The 15,844-nt window shown below is 60.4% G+C and carries 14 protein-coding genes; 12 read left to right on the top strand and 2 right to left on the bottom strand.

What is annotated here, in order from left to right; all coding sequences use genetic code 11:
- The first annotated feature begins 379 nt into the window (after positions 1-379).
- The gene (locus tag BUC36_RS00305) at positions 380-1,210 is read left to right on the top strand and encodes an N-acetylmuramidase family protein (RefSeq protein ID WP_073270326.1); all 831 of its coding nucleotides are present in this window, start codon (positions 380-382) and stop codon (positions 1,208-1,210) included.
- Between the two features lie 270 nt (positions 1,211-1,480).
- On the opposite strand, the gene BUC36_RS00310 is transcribed toward BUC36_RS00305, so the two are convergent.
- Positions 1,481-1,777 carry a hypothetical protein gene (locus BUC36_RS00310; RefSeq protein ID WP_073270328.1) on the bottom strand — a complete coding sequence of 99 codons (297 nt, stop codon included), beginning with the start codon at positions 1,775-1,777 and terminating at the stop codon, positions 1,481-1,483.
- Positions 1,778-1,972: 195 nt separating this feature from the next.
- Between BUC36_RS00310 and BUC36_RS00315 the strand changes: the two genes are divergently transcribed.
- The 5 genes from BUC36_RS00315 (at position 1,973) to BUC36_RS19290 (ending at position 7,159) form a co-directional block, all read left to right on the top strand.
- The gene (locus BUC36_RS00315; RefSeq protein ID WP_073270330.1) at positions 1,973-3,604 is read left to right on the top strand and encodes an alpha/beta hydrolase; all 1,632 of its coding nucleotides are present in this window, start codon (positions 1,973-1,975) and stop codon (positions 3,602-3,604) included.
- Between the two features lie 51 nt (positions 3,605-3,655).
- The gene (locus BUC36_RS00320) at positions 3,656-4,897 is read left to right on the top strand and encodes a lipoprotein-releasing ABC transporter permease subunit (RefSeq protein WP_073270332.1); all 1,242 of its coding nucleotides are present in this window, start codon (positions 3,656-3,658) and stop codon (positions 4,895-4,897) included.
- A 129-nt stretch (positions 4,898-5,026) separates the two neighbouring features.
- On the top strand, positions 5,027-5,782 hold the full coding sequence (gene lolD, locus BUC36_RS00325) for a lipoprotein-releasing ABC transporter ATP-binding protein LolD (protein WP_084535409.1): 756 nt from the start codon (positions 5,027-5,029) through the stop codon (positions 5,780-5,782).
- Complete coding sequence (locus BUC36_RS00330) at positions 5,775-7,037, top strand: lipoprotein-releasing ABC transporter permease subunit (RefSeq protein ID WP_084535411.1); 1,263 nt, start codon at positions 5,775-5,777, stop codon at positions 7,035-7,037. Before lolD ends, BUC36_RS00330 begins: the two co-directional genes overlap by 8 nt.
- On the top strand, positions 7,034-7,159 hold the full coding sequence (locus BUC36_RS19290; RefSeq protein WP_268778183.1) for a hypothetical protein: 126 nt from the start codon (positions 7,034-7,036) through the stop codon (positions 7,157-7,159). The genes BUC36_RS00330 and BUC36_RS19290 overlap by 4 nt, the downstream gene beginning before the upstream one ends.
- 1 nt (position 7,160) lies before the next feature.
- On the opposite strand, the gene BUC36_RS00335 is transcribed toward BUC36_RS19290, so the two are convergent.
- On the bottom strand, positions 7,161-7,685 hold the full coding sequence (locus BUC36_RS00335; RefSeq protein WP_073270335.1) for a DUF2062 domain-containing protein: 525 nt from the start codon (positions 7,683-7,685) through the stop codon (positions 7,161-7,163).
- 318 nt (positions 7,686-8,003) lie between these two features.
- Between BUC36_RS00335 and BUC36_RS00340 the strand changes: the two genes are divergently transcribed.
- From BUC36_RS00340 to BUC36_RS18655, 6 genes are all read left to right on the top strand, one after another.
- The gene (locus BUC36_RS00340; RefSeq protein WP_200797164.1) at positions 8,004-8,687 is read left to right on the top strand and encodes a GntR family transcriptional regulator; all 684 of its coding nucleotides are present in this window, start codon (positions 8,004-8,006) and stop codon (positions 8,685-8,687) included.
- Between the two features lie 22 nt (positions 8,688-8,709).
- Positions 8,710-9,588, top strand: a complete 879-nt coding sequence (gene prpB / locus BUC36_RS00345; RefSeq protein WP_073270338.1) for a methylisocitrate lyase — start codon at positions 8,710-8,712, stop codon at positions 9,586-9,588.
- Between the two features lie 120 nt (positions 9,589-9,708).
- The gene (gene prpC / locus BUC36_RS00350; RefSeq protein ID WP_073270340.1) at positions 9,709-10,836 is read left to right on the top strand and encodes a bifunctional 2-methylcitrate synthase/citrate synthase; all 1,128 of its coding nucleotides are present in this window, start codon (positions 9,709-9,711) and stop codon (positions 10,834-10,836) included.
- A gap of 268 nt (positions 10,837-11,104) precedes the next feature.
- Positions 11,105-13,702 carry a Fe/S-dependent 2-methylisocitrate dehydratase AcnD gene (acnD, locus tag BUC36_RS00355; protein ID WP_073270342.1) on the top strand — a complete coding sequence of 866 codons (2,598 nt, stop codon included), beginning with the start codon at positions 11,105-11,107 and terminating at the stop codon, positions 13,700-13,702.
- Positions 13,703-13,863: 161 nt separating this feature from the next.
- Positions 13,864-15,042, top strand: a complete 1,179-nt coding sequence (gene prpF / locus BUC36_RS00360; protein ID WP_073270344.1) for a 2-methylaconitate cis-trans isomerase PrpF — start codon at positions 13,864-13,866, stop codon at positions 15,040-15,042.
- Between the two features lie 417 nt (positions 15,043-15,459).
- A complete protein-coding gene (locus tag BUC36_RS18655; protein ID WP_143186833.1) occupies positions 15,460-15,792 on the top strand; it encodes a hypothetical protein in 333 nt (110 codons plus the stop codon).
- Positions 15,793-15,844 lie beyond the last annotated feature (52 nt).

The following is a 15,844-nucleotide window of genomic DNA, read 5'->3' on the forward strand; positions in this document are numbered from 1 at the left end:
ATTTTGTGCAGCCAGTTGACTCGCGGCGATATAAAAAATATTTGTGTCGCTAACATTGGTCCGCTCGTTTCATCTCCGGGCATTGGAATTGGACGACAGTTCTGACGCCCGGGGCACTGCATCCTGCTCTCTCGCCCGATAAGGCAAAGCTGCGAGTCCAAAGGGAAACTCAATGGCCGTTACCCCGTCTTGTCCCGTATGTGGGCGACATTACGTCTGTAAGGCTTTTGGGCTGGGCTACGCTACTGTTAGCTGGACAACCAAGCCTCTGAAAGTCAAATAATTTCGTCTTGTGGCTGGGCTCCCAGCGCCTCGAATACAAGGCTGGGCCGACAGGGTGGTCGGCAGTGGCATCCAGTAGCGCAGGGAGGAATATTCGGTGAGTGACTTCAGAAATTTCAAAGGTGCGGCCCAGCCTTTGACTGACGGGGATATAAAGACCATTGCCGGTTATCTCGGCTGTCATATCGCCGCGCTTCGTGCCGTGCTCGCCGTCGAGTCGGACGGCAAGGGATTCGGCTCAGACGGGCGTCCGCGGATCCTCAATGAACCGCATGTTTTTTACCGCGAGTTGGGTGCTGGTGCGAAGCGCAATAAAGCTGTGCGGGCAGGGCTGGCCTATCGGAAGTGGGGCACCAAGCGCTATCCGAGTACCCAGGCGGCAAGATACGTATGGCTTGAAAAAGCCATGGCGATCGACGAAGACGCTGCGCTCAAGTCCTGTTCGTGGGGGTTGGGCCAGTGTATGGGGTTCAACCACAAGCTGTGCGGTTATGCGTCCGTACAGGAGTTTGTGCGAGCTATGATGCACTCCGCTGGCGCTCAGCTTTATGCAATGGCGCGCTTTATTGTTAGCAATGGACTGCAAAAGCATCTGCGCAAGTTGAACTGGAGGGGCTTCGCCAAGGGATATAACGGCCCCGCGTACGCGTCACACGGTTATCACACCAAGCTTGCCAATTCTTACTCGAGGAAACCCGCTGCCGAGAAGGTGACACCAGCGCCGGCTACCGAGGTAGAGCTGGTGGTGCTGTCGGGCCGGCAACCAGCGCCTGCCGAAACTGATCTGGTGGTCGACGCCGAGGGGGACCAGCCTGTCGCCAGGGTCGAAATCAGAGCCTGTGAGCACTGTGGCGGCTCGCTGGAGATCGTGGCCAGTATTCAGGATCCGAAAATAATCGCGGCTGTACTGGCTCCGCTCACCAGGTGAATAAAGCTCAATGGCAGGTGCGAATATCGAAATGGGGGGCTGAAGTGTCGCTCGATAGCGCTTTAAAAAGCTGGTGGGTCCGCATCAGGTGAGGTTGAATCTCGCGAGCGCCAGCGGTTTACCAAGACGCCAGCAGCGCTGGGGCAACGATGTTGGGATCCGGCTTTGGGGGATTGACGGCCTATTGCTGCAGGGTGCCATGAAGCGGATCGTCATCCCCTCTGGATCAAGTCTCTCTGCGCATTCACCTGAAGCGTCAGAGCGCCGGCATTAGCCTTGTGGCTTCCGCACGGTATGCAGCACCGTTTCCCACTCGAAGTACACATAGAAATCCGCATATTCCCAGCGGCTGATCGCCGGATCGCCGATCGGGCCCTGGATGCTGACGGGTTCCCCCAGACGGGCCGTTACTTCGTCCTTTTTCAGGCCGCGCACCTGCTCGACATGGGTGTCGCCGCCCTGGGCGCCGACAGGGATTTCAATGGTTTCAGCCTGAACGCCGACTGTGAGCAGCAGGGTGACTGTGCCGGCGGCTAAAGTGGCACGCTTGCTGATTCTGCGGAACATGTGACCTTCTCCGGTTCTTGTTCTGAGTTGCTGGCCAATTAAAGCAGATATTGTGCCTAAACACTTGGATTTCTTCACGTTTTTACGCCGCAATCACCAGTCTGGAGATGCCGCCTGCCGATTGCTGGCCGGAACCGGGATCGCGGCGCCGTATGCTAGTCTGAAAGTCAGACTTGGCCCTGCGGGCAGGCATGGATGCGACTTGGACATAGCTTTTCGATTCCGGGATTAGTGCTCGGCGCGGTGTTTTTTGCACTGTCGCTGACGCCCTCATTGATTCCACGCAGTGACCTGGTGCAGGGCGGTATCTGCGGGCTTTCATTCACGGCTGGATACGCGGTCGGCGTATTTGGCTCTTGGCTGTGGCGCTATCTGGGGCTGCCGACTCCAGTGGACAGAGTGCGCCGGTTGTTGCTGTGGAGCGCTGTTGCTGTATGCGCGCTGCTCCTCCTGGCATTCCTGCTAAGGGCCAATCACTGGCAGAACTCCGTCAGGGCGCTGATGGGACTCGAGGAGGTCTCCGGCTTGCGGCCCTTTACCGTGACGCTGGTGGCTCTGCTGTTTTTTCTGGCGTTGCTCGCGATTGGCAGGCTGTTCCGGCGTACTTTTTTCTTTCTGTCACGCAGGCTCGAGCATGTGATACCGCGGCGTGTTTCGCTCCTGCTGGGCCTGGTTGCGGCTTTCTGGCTGTTCTGGGCCATCGTCAATGACGTGCTCCTGTCCGCCGCCTTGCGTACGGTGGACTCCATCTACCAGAGGCTGGACGCGAATATCGAGCCGGACATGCAGCCGCCGACAGACCCTGAGATGCCCGGTGGCGCCAGGTCGCTGGTGCGCTGGCAGGACATGGGCCACCAGGGGCGCCGCTACCTGGCGCTTGGACCCACGGCCGCGGATATCGGCGCCGTAACCGGAGAGGCGATGGCGCCGATTCGCGTCTATGTGGGCCTCAATGCGGCGGAAACGCCGGCTGAGCGCGCGCGCCTTGCGCTGGAGGAGCTCAAGCGGGTGGGGGGCTTTGAGCGTGCGACGCTGGTGCTGATCACGCCGACCGGTACCGGCTGGGTCGATCCGGGCGGCATCAACTCCGTCGAATTCCTGCACCGGGGCAACATCGCCAGCGTTGCGGCGCAGTATTCCTACCTGCCCAGTCCCATTGCACTGATGACTGAAGATGCCTATGGCAGGGAGACGGCCGAGGCGCTGTTTCAGTCCATCTACGGTCACTGGCGCCAGCTGCCGCGGGAAGCGCGGCCGAAGCTGTACCTGTTTGGGCTGAGCCTCGGGGCGCTCAATTCCGATCGCTCATTCGATCTTTTCGACATCATTGACGATCCCTTCCAGGGGGCGCTCTGGACCGGGCCGCCGTTCCGCAGTGATACCTGGCGGGAGGTGACGGCCCGCCGGGACTCGGGCTCGCCGGCGTGGCTGCCGCAGTTCGGCGGCGGCGCCGTGGTCCGGTTTGGCAATCACTTCGGCGGTTACCAGGCAGGCAGGGTGCCATGGGGAAACTTCCGCATTGCGTATCTGCAGCACGCCAGCGATCCGATTGTGTTCTTCGAGCCTGAGGCGCTGTTTCGCAAACCGGCCTGGATGGAGAAGCCGCGCGGGCCGGACGTGTCGCCGGACCTGCGCTGGTATCCGATTGTCACCATGTTCCAGCTGGCAGCGGATATGCACGCGGGCATAGCGCCGATGGGCTACGGGCACACTTATGCGCCGGCCGACTATGTGCGGGCCTGGCAGGCCCTGACGGAGCCAGAGGGCTGGACCGAGGAGGAGCTGGAGCGGCTGCGCGAGAAACTCGGCACCTTCAATGAGAGGTAAATCTTGCTAAAGATTTGGCTTTCCGGACGTTTTTCCGCTTAAATCCCCCCTATGTTGAAACCTGTACCCCTCTTTATCGGCCTGCGCTATGTGGCCGCTCGCCGCCGTCAGCAGTTCATTTCCTTTATCAATGGCTTTTCTCTGCTGGGCATGGCGCTGGGCGTGCTGGCGCTGATCGTCGTGACCTCGGTGATGAACGGCTTCGATCGCGAACTCAAGACCCGCATACTCAGTGTGGTGCCCCACGGCTTTGTCGAGAAGGACGGCGGCCTGGAAGACTGGCGCGGTGCCGCGCAACAGCTGGCGCAGCAGCCGCATGTGGAGGCGGTCAGCCCCTTTGTGCGCGGCTTTGCGCTGTTGAGTGCCGGTGGTGGCAGTCACGGCGTGGAATTCCAGGGTGTCGTCCCGCAGGCGCTGCGCGATGTGTCCACCGTCGGCGAACATATGCTGATGGGCAGCCTGGACGTACTGCAGCCGCGCGGCTATCAGATCGTTCTCGGGCGAATCCTGGCCCGTCAGCTGAATGTGATACCGGGCGACAGTGTGGTGCTGACGCTTCCGGAAGTCGTGGTGACGCCCGCCGGTATCTTTCCTCGCACCAAACGCTTCACCGTCGCTGGCGTTTTTTCCGTGGGCGCCCAGGTCGATCAGAATATGGCGTTGATGCATATAGACGACGCCGCCCGCCTGTTGCGGATGCCGGGTCGCGTCCAGGGCCTGCAGTTGCGTTTCGACGACATGAACAACGCGCTCGACCGGGTTTCCGCGTATGCGCAGGAGCTGGGTGAGGGCTTCAGCGGTGAGGACTGGAGTCATTCCCAGGGCAGCCTGTTCCAGGCGGTGAAGATGGAGAAGACTGTCGTCACGCTGATGTTGCTGATTATTGTTGCAGTGGCCGCATTCAATATTGTCTCCGCGCTGGTACTGATGGTCGCAGACAAGCGTTCTGATATCGCGGTGCTGCGCACGCTGGGGCTGACCTCCCGGCAGATTATGTCGGTGTTCGTGGTGCAGGGCAGTGCCATCGGTATTATCGGGGCCTTTATCGGCGCCGTGCTCGGTATCCTGATCGCGCTCAACCTGACGGACATGGTCAGCTGGGCGGAAAACCTGCTCGGGGCGAAAATTTTCGATCCGCGGGTATTTTTCGTCAGCTTCCTGCCGTCGGAATTCCGCCCCGGTGACGCGGTCATAGTGCTCACGGCCGCCGTGTTGATGAGCCTGCTGGCGACGCTGTTTCCGGCCTGGCGCGCGGCGCAGATAGAGCCGGCCGAGGCGCTGCGCTACGAGTAGTGGCAAGTTTGCTCCTACGGTTTGTAGGATGGGCAAAGCGTAGCGTGCCCATCGCTTTCCGGCCGATGGGCACGTCGCTTCGCTCCTTTGCCCATCCTACGAAGAAAGAAATTTAAGCCAGAGAAATTGATGAACAGCCAAGTGGAAATAAATACCGAACAGGCGACACCCGCAGAGTCCGGCGGCAATAGCGCGGTGCTGGCTTGCCGCCAGTTGCGCAAGAGTTATCGCCAGGGCAGCAACGAGCTCGAAGTACTGCGTGGTGTGGAGCTGGAAGTTAAGCGCGGCGAGAAGCTGGCCATTGTCGGCGCTTCCGGTTCCGGCAAATCGACGCTGCTCAATCTGCTCGGCGGGCTGGATACGCCGACTTCCGGCGAAGTCCGGGTGGCAGGGCAGGATCTGGCCAAGCTGAATGCCAATGAACGCGGCTGGCTGCGCAACAGCAGCCTCGGTTTTGTCTATCAATTCCACCATCTGCTCGGTGAGTTTTCCGCGCTGGAAAATGTGGCTATGCCATTGCTGATCGGCAAGCATTCCGTCGCCAGCGCGCGCGAGGAAGCCACGGCAATGTTGCAGGCGGTGGGGCTCGGCGAGCGCCTCAGCCACAAGCCTTCACAGCTCTCCGGCGGCGAGCGCCAGCGGGTTGCGATTGCCCGTGCACTCGTCACCCGACCCGCCTGTGTATTGATGGATGAGCCTACCGGTAACCTGGACCGGGCCACCGCCAGGGAGATCCACAAGCTGATGGACAAGCTGAACCGCGAAATGGGTATCAGCTTCGTCATCGTTACCCACGATCCGGATCTGGCCGCGGCGCTGGACCGCTGCCTGCACCTGATCGATGGCAAACTGGAAAGTAACTGGCACGAGGGCGACCGTGTTTAGGCCGCTGCCCGCATTTATCGGCCTGCGTTACGCGGGCGCCCAGCGCCGCAGTGAGGATTCCGCCGGGCTGGTGTCGTTTATTTCCGGGCTGTCCATGGTGGGACTGATTCTCGGCGTGGCCCTGATGATCGTGGTGATGTCGGTGATGAACGGCTTTGACCGCGAGCTGCGCGAGCGCATCCTCGGCATCATGCCGCACGCCACCATTTACAACGCCAGTCCCGAAGTGGATTGGCCTGCGCTGCGCGATCAGCTGGCGGCCAACCCCGAGGTGGTGGCCGCTGCCGAGGTGTGGCAGGTCAATGCACTGGCACGCAAGGGCAGGGAAGTGACGCCGCTGCTGGTGCAGGGTGTCAATCCCGACACCATTGTGCGGGTATCGAATATCGCTGAGTTTCTCGATCCGCAGGCGTTCGCCGCCCTCGGCGAACCGGCCGAACCCGGAGTCATCCTCGGCCGCGGTCTGGCGGATAAACTCGGCGTCGAGGAGGGAGAGCACCTCTCGCTGATAGTGCCGAACAGCGACAGCGAGGATGGCGGCCGCCGTGCGGCGCGCCTGGCCGGTTTCAAGGTCACGGACATATTCCATTCCGGCACAGCGCTGGATCATTCCCTCGCGCTGGTGTCCTGGTCGCAGGCGCAGGCGCTGGCTGGCGACAGCGGCGGCGCGGGGGTGCAGCTGCGGGTGAAGGAAATGCTCGAGGCCAACTGGATCATGCGCAGCCTGCTGCAGGAGCTGCCGGCGCAGAACTTCTACGGCAGCGACTGGAGCAGCACCCACGGTAACCTCTATCAGGCGATTCAGATGTCGCGCAACCTGGTGGGGCTGCTGGTGTTGCTGATTATCGCCATCGCCGCCTTTAACGTCGTTTCCACACTGGTGATGGTGGTCATCGACAAGCACAGTGATATCGCCATCCTGCGCACCATGGGCGCCAGCACCCGCGAGATCCTGCTGACTTTCGTCAGCCAGGGGGCGCTGGTCGGGCTCGTCGGGGCTGTTGTGGGCGGCTTGCTCGGCGTGCTGGGCTCGCTGACCGTCACTGACCTGGTGGCGGGGCTCGAATCGGTACTGGGTATCCAGTTCCTGAAGTCCGATGTCTATCCGGTGGACTATCTGCCCTCTGAATTGCAGTGGCCGGATGTGGCGCTGGTCGTCGGGGCCGGTTTCCTGCTCAGTCTGCTCGCGACCCTGTACCCCGCACTTCAGGCAAGTCGCGTGCAGCCGGCGGCGGCCCTGCGCAACGAACAGTGATCGATTCAAATCAATTGTTGGGGAAGTTGCGGCCGATTCCGGCCGCCGTGGTGGTCGGGCTGCTGGTCCCGCTTGCCACCCTGAAGTTTGCGCAGTGGCGCGCAGCGGCGGAACCCGAGTAGCCTAACTGGCGATCGAACGTCGCTGCAGGCGCAGCTTCCACCGCTTGACCACATGCCAGCGCCACAGTGCCTGCATCGTAAAGTAGGACACCGTCGCAAAAAAAATGCCGGCCAGTAGTGAGCCGAAGAACAGCGGCATCCAGATTTTTCCCACCTCTTCAGTCAGCCACTCCCACGACAGCTCGATGCGGAAATCCAGCGGCGGTGTGCCCAGGATCCAGGCGCCGAGCTTGTAGGTGCTGTAGAAAATTGCCGGCATCGTCACGGGATTGCTGATCCACACCAGAATCATCGACAGCGGCAGGTTGCAGCGGAACCAGAGCGCCAGCAGGGCGGCGATGATCATCTGCCCGGGTAACGGTAGAAAGCTGGTGAAGACGCCGACGGCGAAGGCTACGGAAACCGAATGCCGGTTGAGGTGGAAGAGGTTGGGGTCGTGCAACAGGGTGCCGAGAAACTTCAGGCCGCTGTTGGCGCGAACCTGTTCCGGTGTTGGCAGCCATCGCCTGATAATACTCTTCGGCATAACTCTGTTTACCCGGGTACCGGCAGCCTTGGACAGTGTCGCATTTGAATCTGAGGTGAAGTCGGCGACGGGACTGTCCGTGCTGCCCTCGAATAAGCATAGAGTGCTCGGGCAGTCGGGGCACGGGCGTACCGGCGCGGGCGCTATTATGCCCACTTAGCGCTGACAAGACTACCGCTCCACAAAAAGTCAGCTTTTTCCTCAGATTGTCAACACTTTGGCTGTGATGGTTCAGTTGACGTGGGTTTTATAGTGGTTTAAGGTCTCCGCCTACAACAGATTGTCGACAATCAAGCATCAATCCGGGAGTGATCGACGTTGGAAGGCGGGCAGCTGCAGACCATAGAGACAAGTCAGAGCTTAGCAGAGCGGCTGTATGTCACACTGCGTGGCGAAATTGTCGAAGGACAGATCGGCGCCGGCACCAAAATCAGTGAGCCGGAGCTGGCGCGGCGCTTCAACGCGAGCCGCGGCAGTCTGCGCGAGGCGCTGATGCGGCTCGAATCCCTGGGCCTGCTCGAGCGCCGTGTCAACGTCGGCGCAAGGGTAGTCGATCTGACCGAGCGCGGCCTGCTGGACCTGTATGAGGTGCGGGAGGCGCTCGAGGGCATGGCCTGTCGTCTCGCCGCTCAGCATCGCAGCGACGAAGATCTGGCAGAATTGCGCCAGATGCTCGCTCACCACGAACAGCAGGAAGAGCTGCAGGCGGGCCAGGCCTATTTCCAGCCGGAAGGCGATTTCGACTTCCATTTTCGCATAGTGCAGGCGTCAAAGAACGACCTGTTGATCGACACCCTGTGCAACCGTCTCTATTTCCGCGTGCGCATGTACCGCTATCAGCTGGGCATGGCCAGTCCGCGTGCGAAGCGCGCCTTCCGCGAACACAATCACATTATTGAAGCCATCGAAGCGGGGGATGGTGAGCTGGCCGAGCTGTTGATGCGCCGGCATATCCGCGCCTCGCGAAACAACATTGAAAAGAAACTTACGAAAGAAACCTGATAAGAGAAACCAGAGGTCGTCTATGAGTCAGAAGCTTTCCGCCGGCGCGCGTTTTCGCCGTGCCCTCGCCGAAAACCAACCGCTGCAGGTTGTTGGTACCATCAATGCTTACACGGCCATGATGGCCGAGCGCATCGGCCACAAGGCGATCTACCTGTCCGGTGCCGGCGTCGCCAATGCCTCCTATGGTCTGCCAGACCTGGGCATGACCAGCCTCGAAAATGTACTGGAAGACGTGCGCCGCATTACCGCGGCCAGCGAACTGCCGCTGCTGGTGGATATCGACACCGGCTGGGGCGGTGCCTTTAATATTGCCCGCACCATCAAGGAAATGATTCGTGCCGGCGCCGCCGCCGTGCATATCGAAGACCAGGTGGCGCAGAAGCGCTGCGGTCATCGCCCGAACAAGGAGATTGTCTCCAAAGAGGAAATGGTTGACCGCATCAAGGCCGCGGTCGACGCGCGCACTGACGACGACTTCTTCATCATGGCCCGCACCGACTCTTTTGCGCAGGAAGGTCTGGAAGCTGCCATCGATCGCGCCCAGGCCTGCATCGAAGCGGGCGCCGACGGCATCTTTGCCGAAGCAGTCACCGAGCTGGAGCACTACCGCGCATTCAAGGACGCGCTGAATGTGCCGATCCTCGCCAATATCACCGAGTTCGGCAAAACCAAGCTATACAACAAGGCGGAACTGGCAGAGTCCGGTGCCGATATGGTGCTGTACCCGCTGTCTGCCTTCCGCGCGATGAACAAGGCTGCTGAGAATGTGTACTGCAGCATTCTGCAAAACGGCGACCAGCAGGCGGTGGTAGACACCATGCAGACCCGTGCAGAACTGTATGACTACCTGAACTACCACGAGTTTGAAGACAAGCTCGACGCGCTGTTCAAAAAATAACTGGCAAAAAGTTTGTAGGATGGGCAAAGCGCAGCGTGCTCATCAACCTGACGCCGATGGGCACGCTGCGCTTTGCCCATCCTACGGCGTGAGAAAAATTCGACAAAAGGGGAATTAACGATGGCAGAGAAAAAAGTTGGTGGTGCAGGCCTGCGTGGCCAGGTTGCCGGTAAAACCGCACTTTCTACCGTGGGCGTATCCGGCTCCGGTCTGACTTACCGCGGTTACGACGTCAAAGACCTGGCGGAGAACTGTGAGTTTGAAGAAGTCGCCTACCTGATTTTTTACGGTGAGCTGCCCACCAGGGCACAACTGGCGGATTACAAAGGCGTACTGAAAGGCATGCGCGGTCTGCCGCAGGCACTGAAAGAAGTGCTGGAGCGCATCCCCGCCGACGCGCACCCGATGGACGTCATGCGCACCGGCTGCTCCATGCTGGGCAACCTGGAGGGCGAGGAGTCTTTCGACCAGCAGCAGGATCGCGCCAACCGCCTGCTGGCCGCCTTCCCGTCCATCATCTGCTACTGGTACCGCTTCAGCCACGACGGCGTGCGTATCGAAACCGAGACCGACGACGATTCTATCGGCGGCCACTTCCTGCACATGCTGCGCGACGAGAAGCCGAACGCGCTGCACGAGCAGGTGATGAACGTCTCCCTGATCCTGTACGCCGAGCACGAGTTCAACGCGTCAACTTTCACCGCGCGCGTCTGCGCCTCCACGCTGTCCGACCTGTTCAGCTGCATCACCGGCGCCATCGGCTCCCTGCGCGGCCCGCTGCACGGCGGTGCCAACGAAGCGGCCATGGAACTGATCGAGCGTTTCTCCTCCGCCGACGAGGCCGAGAAGGAACTGCTGGGCATGCTGGAGCGCAAGGAAAAGATCATGGGCTTCGGCCACGCGGTCTATACCGAATCCGACCCGCGCAACGCCATCATCAAGCAGTGGTCCGAGAAACTGGCTGCCGACGTCGGCGACGACGTACTGTACCCGGTATCCGTGCGCTGCGAAGAAGTAATGTGGCGCGAGAAGAAGCTGTTCTGCAACGCGGACTTCTTCCACGCTTCCGCCTATCACTTCATGGGCATTCCCACCAAGCTGTTTACGCCGATCTTCGTAATGTCCCGCGTAACCGGCTGGGCCGCACACGTATTTGAACAGCGCGCCGACAACCGCATTATCCGTCCGAGCGCCGAGTACACCGGTCCGGAACTGCGCAAAGTCGTGCCGATTGCCGAGCGCGGCTAATTCCCTGGGAATGCCGAGCTGTTTACCTTGGAGCGCTGAAGGCTCCAGCTCGGCACGCGGGCCGCAGGCCCGCCGTAGGAGCCTGCTTGCAGGCGAAAGGACACGGAGCTCCGTTGCCTCTCGCCTGTAAGCAGGCTCCTGCATGCAGATTCGTAGGATGGGCAAAGCGCAGCGTGCCCATCAGATTTCCGCAAGATGGGCACGCTGCGCTTTGCCCATCCTACAGTTGAAAGCGGGTGCTGAGTCTCCCCGGAAGTATCGCCTGACTATGAACACCGAATACCGCAAAAATCTCTCCGGCACGGAACTCGATTACTTCGACACCCGCGCCGCCGTCGACGCCATCCAGCCCGGCGCCTACGCCAAGCTGCCGTACACCTCGCGCATCCTGGCTGAAAACCTGGTGCGCCGCTGCGAGCCGGAAAACCTGACTGCAGCACTGAAGCAGATCATTGAGCGCAAGCGCGACTTGGATTTCCCCTGGTTCCCCGCACGCGTCGTCTGCCACGATATCCTCGGCCAGACCGCCCTGGTGGACCTCGCCGGCCTGCGCGATGCCATCGCAGAGAAGGGCGGTGATCCGGCCAAGGTCAACCCGGTGGTACCGACCCAGCTGATCGTCGACCACTCCCTGGCCGTCGAGCACCCGGGCTTCGAGAAAGACGCGTTCGAAAAGAACCGCGCAGTGGAAGAGCGCCGCAACGAAGACCGCTTCCACTTTATCAACTGGACCAAAACCGCGTTCGAAAACGTCGACGTGATCCCGCCCGGCAACGGCATCATGCACCAGATCAACCTGGAGAAAATGTCTCCGGTGGTGCAGGTGAAAGAAGGTGTTGCCTTCCCCGATACCTGCGTCGGTACCGACAGCCACACCCCGATGGTGGATGCGCTCGGCGTAATCTCCGTGGGTGTGGGCGGTTTAGAGGCCGAAAGCGTAATGCTCGGCCGCGCTTCCTACATGCGCCTGCCCGACATCGTCGGCGTCGAGCTGACCGGCAAGCTGCAGCCCGGCATCACCGGTACCGACATGGTACTGGCCCTGACCGAGTTCCTGCGCCGCGAGCGCGTGGTCGGCGCCTACCTGGAATTCTTCGGCGAAGGCGCCTCCAGCCTGAGCCTGGGCGACCGCGCTACCATCGCCAACATGACACCGGAATACGGCGCCACCGCCGGCATGTTCGCCATCGACGAGCAGACCATCGACTACCTGAAACTCACCGGCCGCGACGATGAGCAGGTGGCCCTGGTCGAGAAATTCGCGAAAGAAACCGGCCTGTGGGCTGATTCTTTGAAAGACGCCGAATACGAGCGCGTACTCAAGTTCGACCTCTCATCAGTAGGCCGCAACCTGGCCGGCCCGTCCAACCCGCACGCGCTGCTGCCGGTATCCGAACTGGCCAACCGCGGCATTGCGAAAGAGTGGAAGGAAGAAGAGGGCCTGATGCCGGACGGCGCGGTGATCATCGCTGCGATCACCAGCTGCACCAACACCAGCAACCCGCGCAACATGATTGCCGCGGGCCTGATCGCCCGTAACGCCAACAAGCTCGGCCTGACCCGCAAGCCCTGGGTGAAAACCTCCCTGGCGCCGGGCTCCAAGACCGTAAAAATGTACCTGGAAGAAGCGGACCTGTTGCCGGAACTGCAGCAGCAGGGCTTCGACGTGGTCGCGTTTGCCTGCACCACCTGTAACGGCATGAGCGGCGCACTGGACCCGGTAATCCAGAAAGAAGTGATCGACCGCGACCTGTACGCCACCGCCGTACTGTCCGGCAACCGCAATTTCGACGGCCGTATCCATCCCTACGCCAAGCAGGCGTTCCTGGCTTCGCCGCCCTTGGTAGTTGCCTACGCCATCGCCGGCACCATCCGTTTCGATATCGAGAAAGATGTACTGGGCCACGACAAAGACGGCAACCCGGTCACCCTGAAGGATATCTGGCCGAGCGATGAAGAGATCGATGCGATCGTCAAGCAGAGCGTGAAGCCCGAACAGTTCCGCGAGGTCTACATCCCGATGTTTGACCTGAACAAAGCAGAAGCAGAGAAGGGCGAGCCGCTGTACGACTGGCGCCCGATGAGCACCTATATCCGCCGCCCGCCATACTGGGAAGGCGCGCTGGCAGGTGAGCGCAGCCTGAAAGGCATGCGTCCGCTGGCGGTGCTGGGTGACAACATCACCACCGACCACCTGTCGCCGTCCAACGCGATCCTGGCCAGCAGTGCCGCCGGTGAATACCTGGCGAAAATGGGCCTGCCGGAAGAAGACTTCAACTCGTACGCGACGCACCGCGGCGATCACCTGACCGCCCAGCGCGCCACCTTCGCCAACCCGAAACTGTTGAACGAAATGGTGCGCGACGAAAGCGGTGCAGTGAAGCAGGGCTCCCTGGCCCGCGTGGAGCCGGAAGGCAAGGTCACGCGCATGTGGGAAGCCATCGAAACCTACATGGACCGCAAGCAGCCGCTGATCATTATCGCCGGCGCCGACTACGGCCAGGGCTCCTCCCGCGACTGGGCCGCCAAAGGCGTGCGCCTGGCCGGTGTGGAAGCGATCGTGGCGGAAGGCTTCGAGCGCATTCACCGCACCAACCTGATCGGCATGGGCGTGCTGCCGCTGGAATTCCAGCCCGGCACCACCCGCGAGACCCTGGGCATCGACGGTACCGAAACCTTCGACGTACTCGGCGACCGCACCCCGGGCGCAACCCTGACTCTGCTGGTTCACCGCAAAGACGGCGAAACCGTGGAAGTGCCGGTGAAATGCCGCCTGGATACCGCCGAAGAAGTCTCCATCTACGACGCCGGCGGTGTACTGCAGCGCTTCGCCAACGACTTCCTGGAAGCCGAAGCGCAAGCCTAAAGCGCACCACCCCGTAGGAGCCTGCTTGCAGGCGAACTGTTCAGCACTCCGAATGGTTCGCCTGCAAGCAGGCTCCTACAACCAAATCGCAAACCGTAGGTTGGGCAAAGGAGCGCAGCGACGTGCCCAACAGTCTTTACGCCAAACCCGCGAGACTAAAAATGACCTCCGCCCCCCAAATCAAAGTCCCCGCCACCTACATGCGCGGCGGCACCAGCAAAGGCGTCTTCTTCCGCCTGCAAGACCTGCCCGAATCCGCCCAAATCCCCGGTGAAGCCCGCGACAAACTGCTGCTCCGCGTCATCGGCAGCCCCGATCCCTACGGCAAGCAGACCGACGGCATGGGCGGTGCCACCTCCAGCACCAGCAAAACCGTCATCCTGTCGAAGAGCGAGCAGCCGGAGCACGACGTGGACTACCTGTTCGGCCAGGTTTCCATCGACAAGCCGTTCGTGGACTGGTCCGGCAACTGCGGCAACCTCACCGCCGCCGTCGGTGCCTTCGCCATCAACAGCGGATTTGTCGATGCCGCGCGCGTTCCAGAGAACGGCATCTGCACCGTGCGCATCTGGCAGGCCAACATCAAGAAAACCATCATCGCCCACGTACCCATCACCAATGGGGAAGTGCAGGAGACCGGTGATTTCGAACTGGACGGCGTCACCTTCCCGGCGGCCGAAGTACAGATCGAATTCATGGACCCGGCCGATGGGGAAGGGGCCATGTTCCCCACCGGCAACCTGGTGGACGACCTGGAAGTACCCGGCGTCGGTACCCTGAAGGCCACCATGATCAACGCCGGCATCCCGACCATCTTCGTCAATGCCGCCGATATCGGTTACACCGGCACCGAACTGCAGGAAGCTATCAACGGTGACGACAAGGCCCTGGCCATGTTCGAAACCATCCGTGCCCACGGCGCGGTGAAGATGGGCCTGATCGAAACGGTGGAAGAGGCAGCCGCTCGCCAGCATACCCCCAAGGTCGCGTTCGTCGCGGCACCCAAGGGCTATGCGGCATCCAGTGGGAAGCAAGTGGGCGCGGGTGATATCGACCTGCTGGTGCGCGCCCTGTCCATGGGCAAACTGCACCACGCCATGATGGGCACCGCCGCCGTCGCCATCGGCACCGCCGCCGCCATTCCCGGTACCCTGGTCAATCTGGCTGCCGGAGGAGGGGAGCGCAATGCGGTGACCTTCGGCCATCCGTCCGGCACCTTGCGGGTCGGTGCGGAAGCGGAAGTCGTGAATGGGCAGTGGAGCGCCACCAAGGCCATTATGAGTCGCAGTGCGCGGGTTTTGATGGAAGGTTGTGTGCGGGTGCCTGGCAATTCTTTTTAGTCTGTCTTGCAGTGGAAACCGCGATTAGCGGCGAGTACTGTTTGAGCTGATTTCGGAAGTCGAAAAAGCGAGCCTCAATTGAGGCTCGCTTTTTTTATGAGTGTCACCTGCCGATTAACATTTAGCCGAAACGCAACTTATTACCATTTGGTAGAATGGTATCTGGCGGAAAATTCATTCCGAAGAGCCTAAGCCATTGACTTAAAAGGGAATTCAAATACTATCGAGAGCAGCTATATCCAGAGGTATAAAGATACTGTGCTGAATAATTTTTTACGGCAGGGGATCCAATCCATTGCAAGTGGTTGATAAATAGGATCTTGGCCGATTGAAGAGTGTTTTGATCGAAGAGTTAACGGGAGCTAAATTGTATAGCAGCGTCTGCTTAATAAATTTTCACGAATTTAGGGGGAAGAGTTGGAATTTTCAAAAAATCTAGTCGTCGCTGCGTGGTTTGCAGCGGCCATTGCTCTGATAACTGATTTACTCGGCTATACGGCTGATATTGCACTATTTGGCCGAGCAGGGGCTGTAATGACGCTCTGTGCTGTCGTCTTGGAATATAAATTATCCACAAAAGGGCAAGCTGATACGGATTACATTGCTGATGGCCCAGTTTCCCTGGGTGATGTAGGTAAGGCTACTTTGCTTACCGAGGCCGAAAAAAAGATTCAAAGGGGAGCGCATGTTTCAGTAGTAGTGGGCACTATTATTTGGGGCTTTGGTGATTTGATAACAAGAATGGCGTAGTTCTTAATGATAAGGATAGGTCGCCCGTAGCCGAGAGCAAAGCTCGGCTTCG

Origin of the sequence: Microbulbifer donghaiensis (genome assembly GCF_900129095.1) — a bacterium.
GTDB classification, from domain to species: domain Bacteria; phylum Pseudomonadota; class Gammaproteobacteria; order Pseudomonadales; family Cellvibrionaceae; genus Microbulbifer; species Microbulbifer donghaiensis.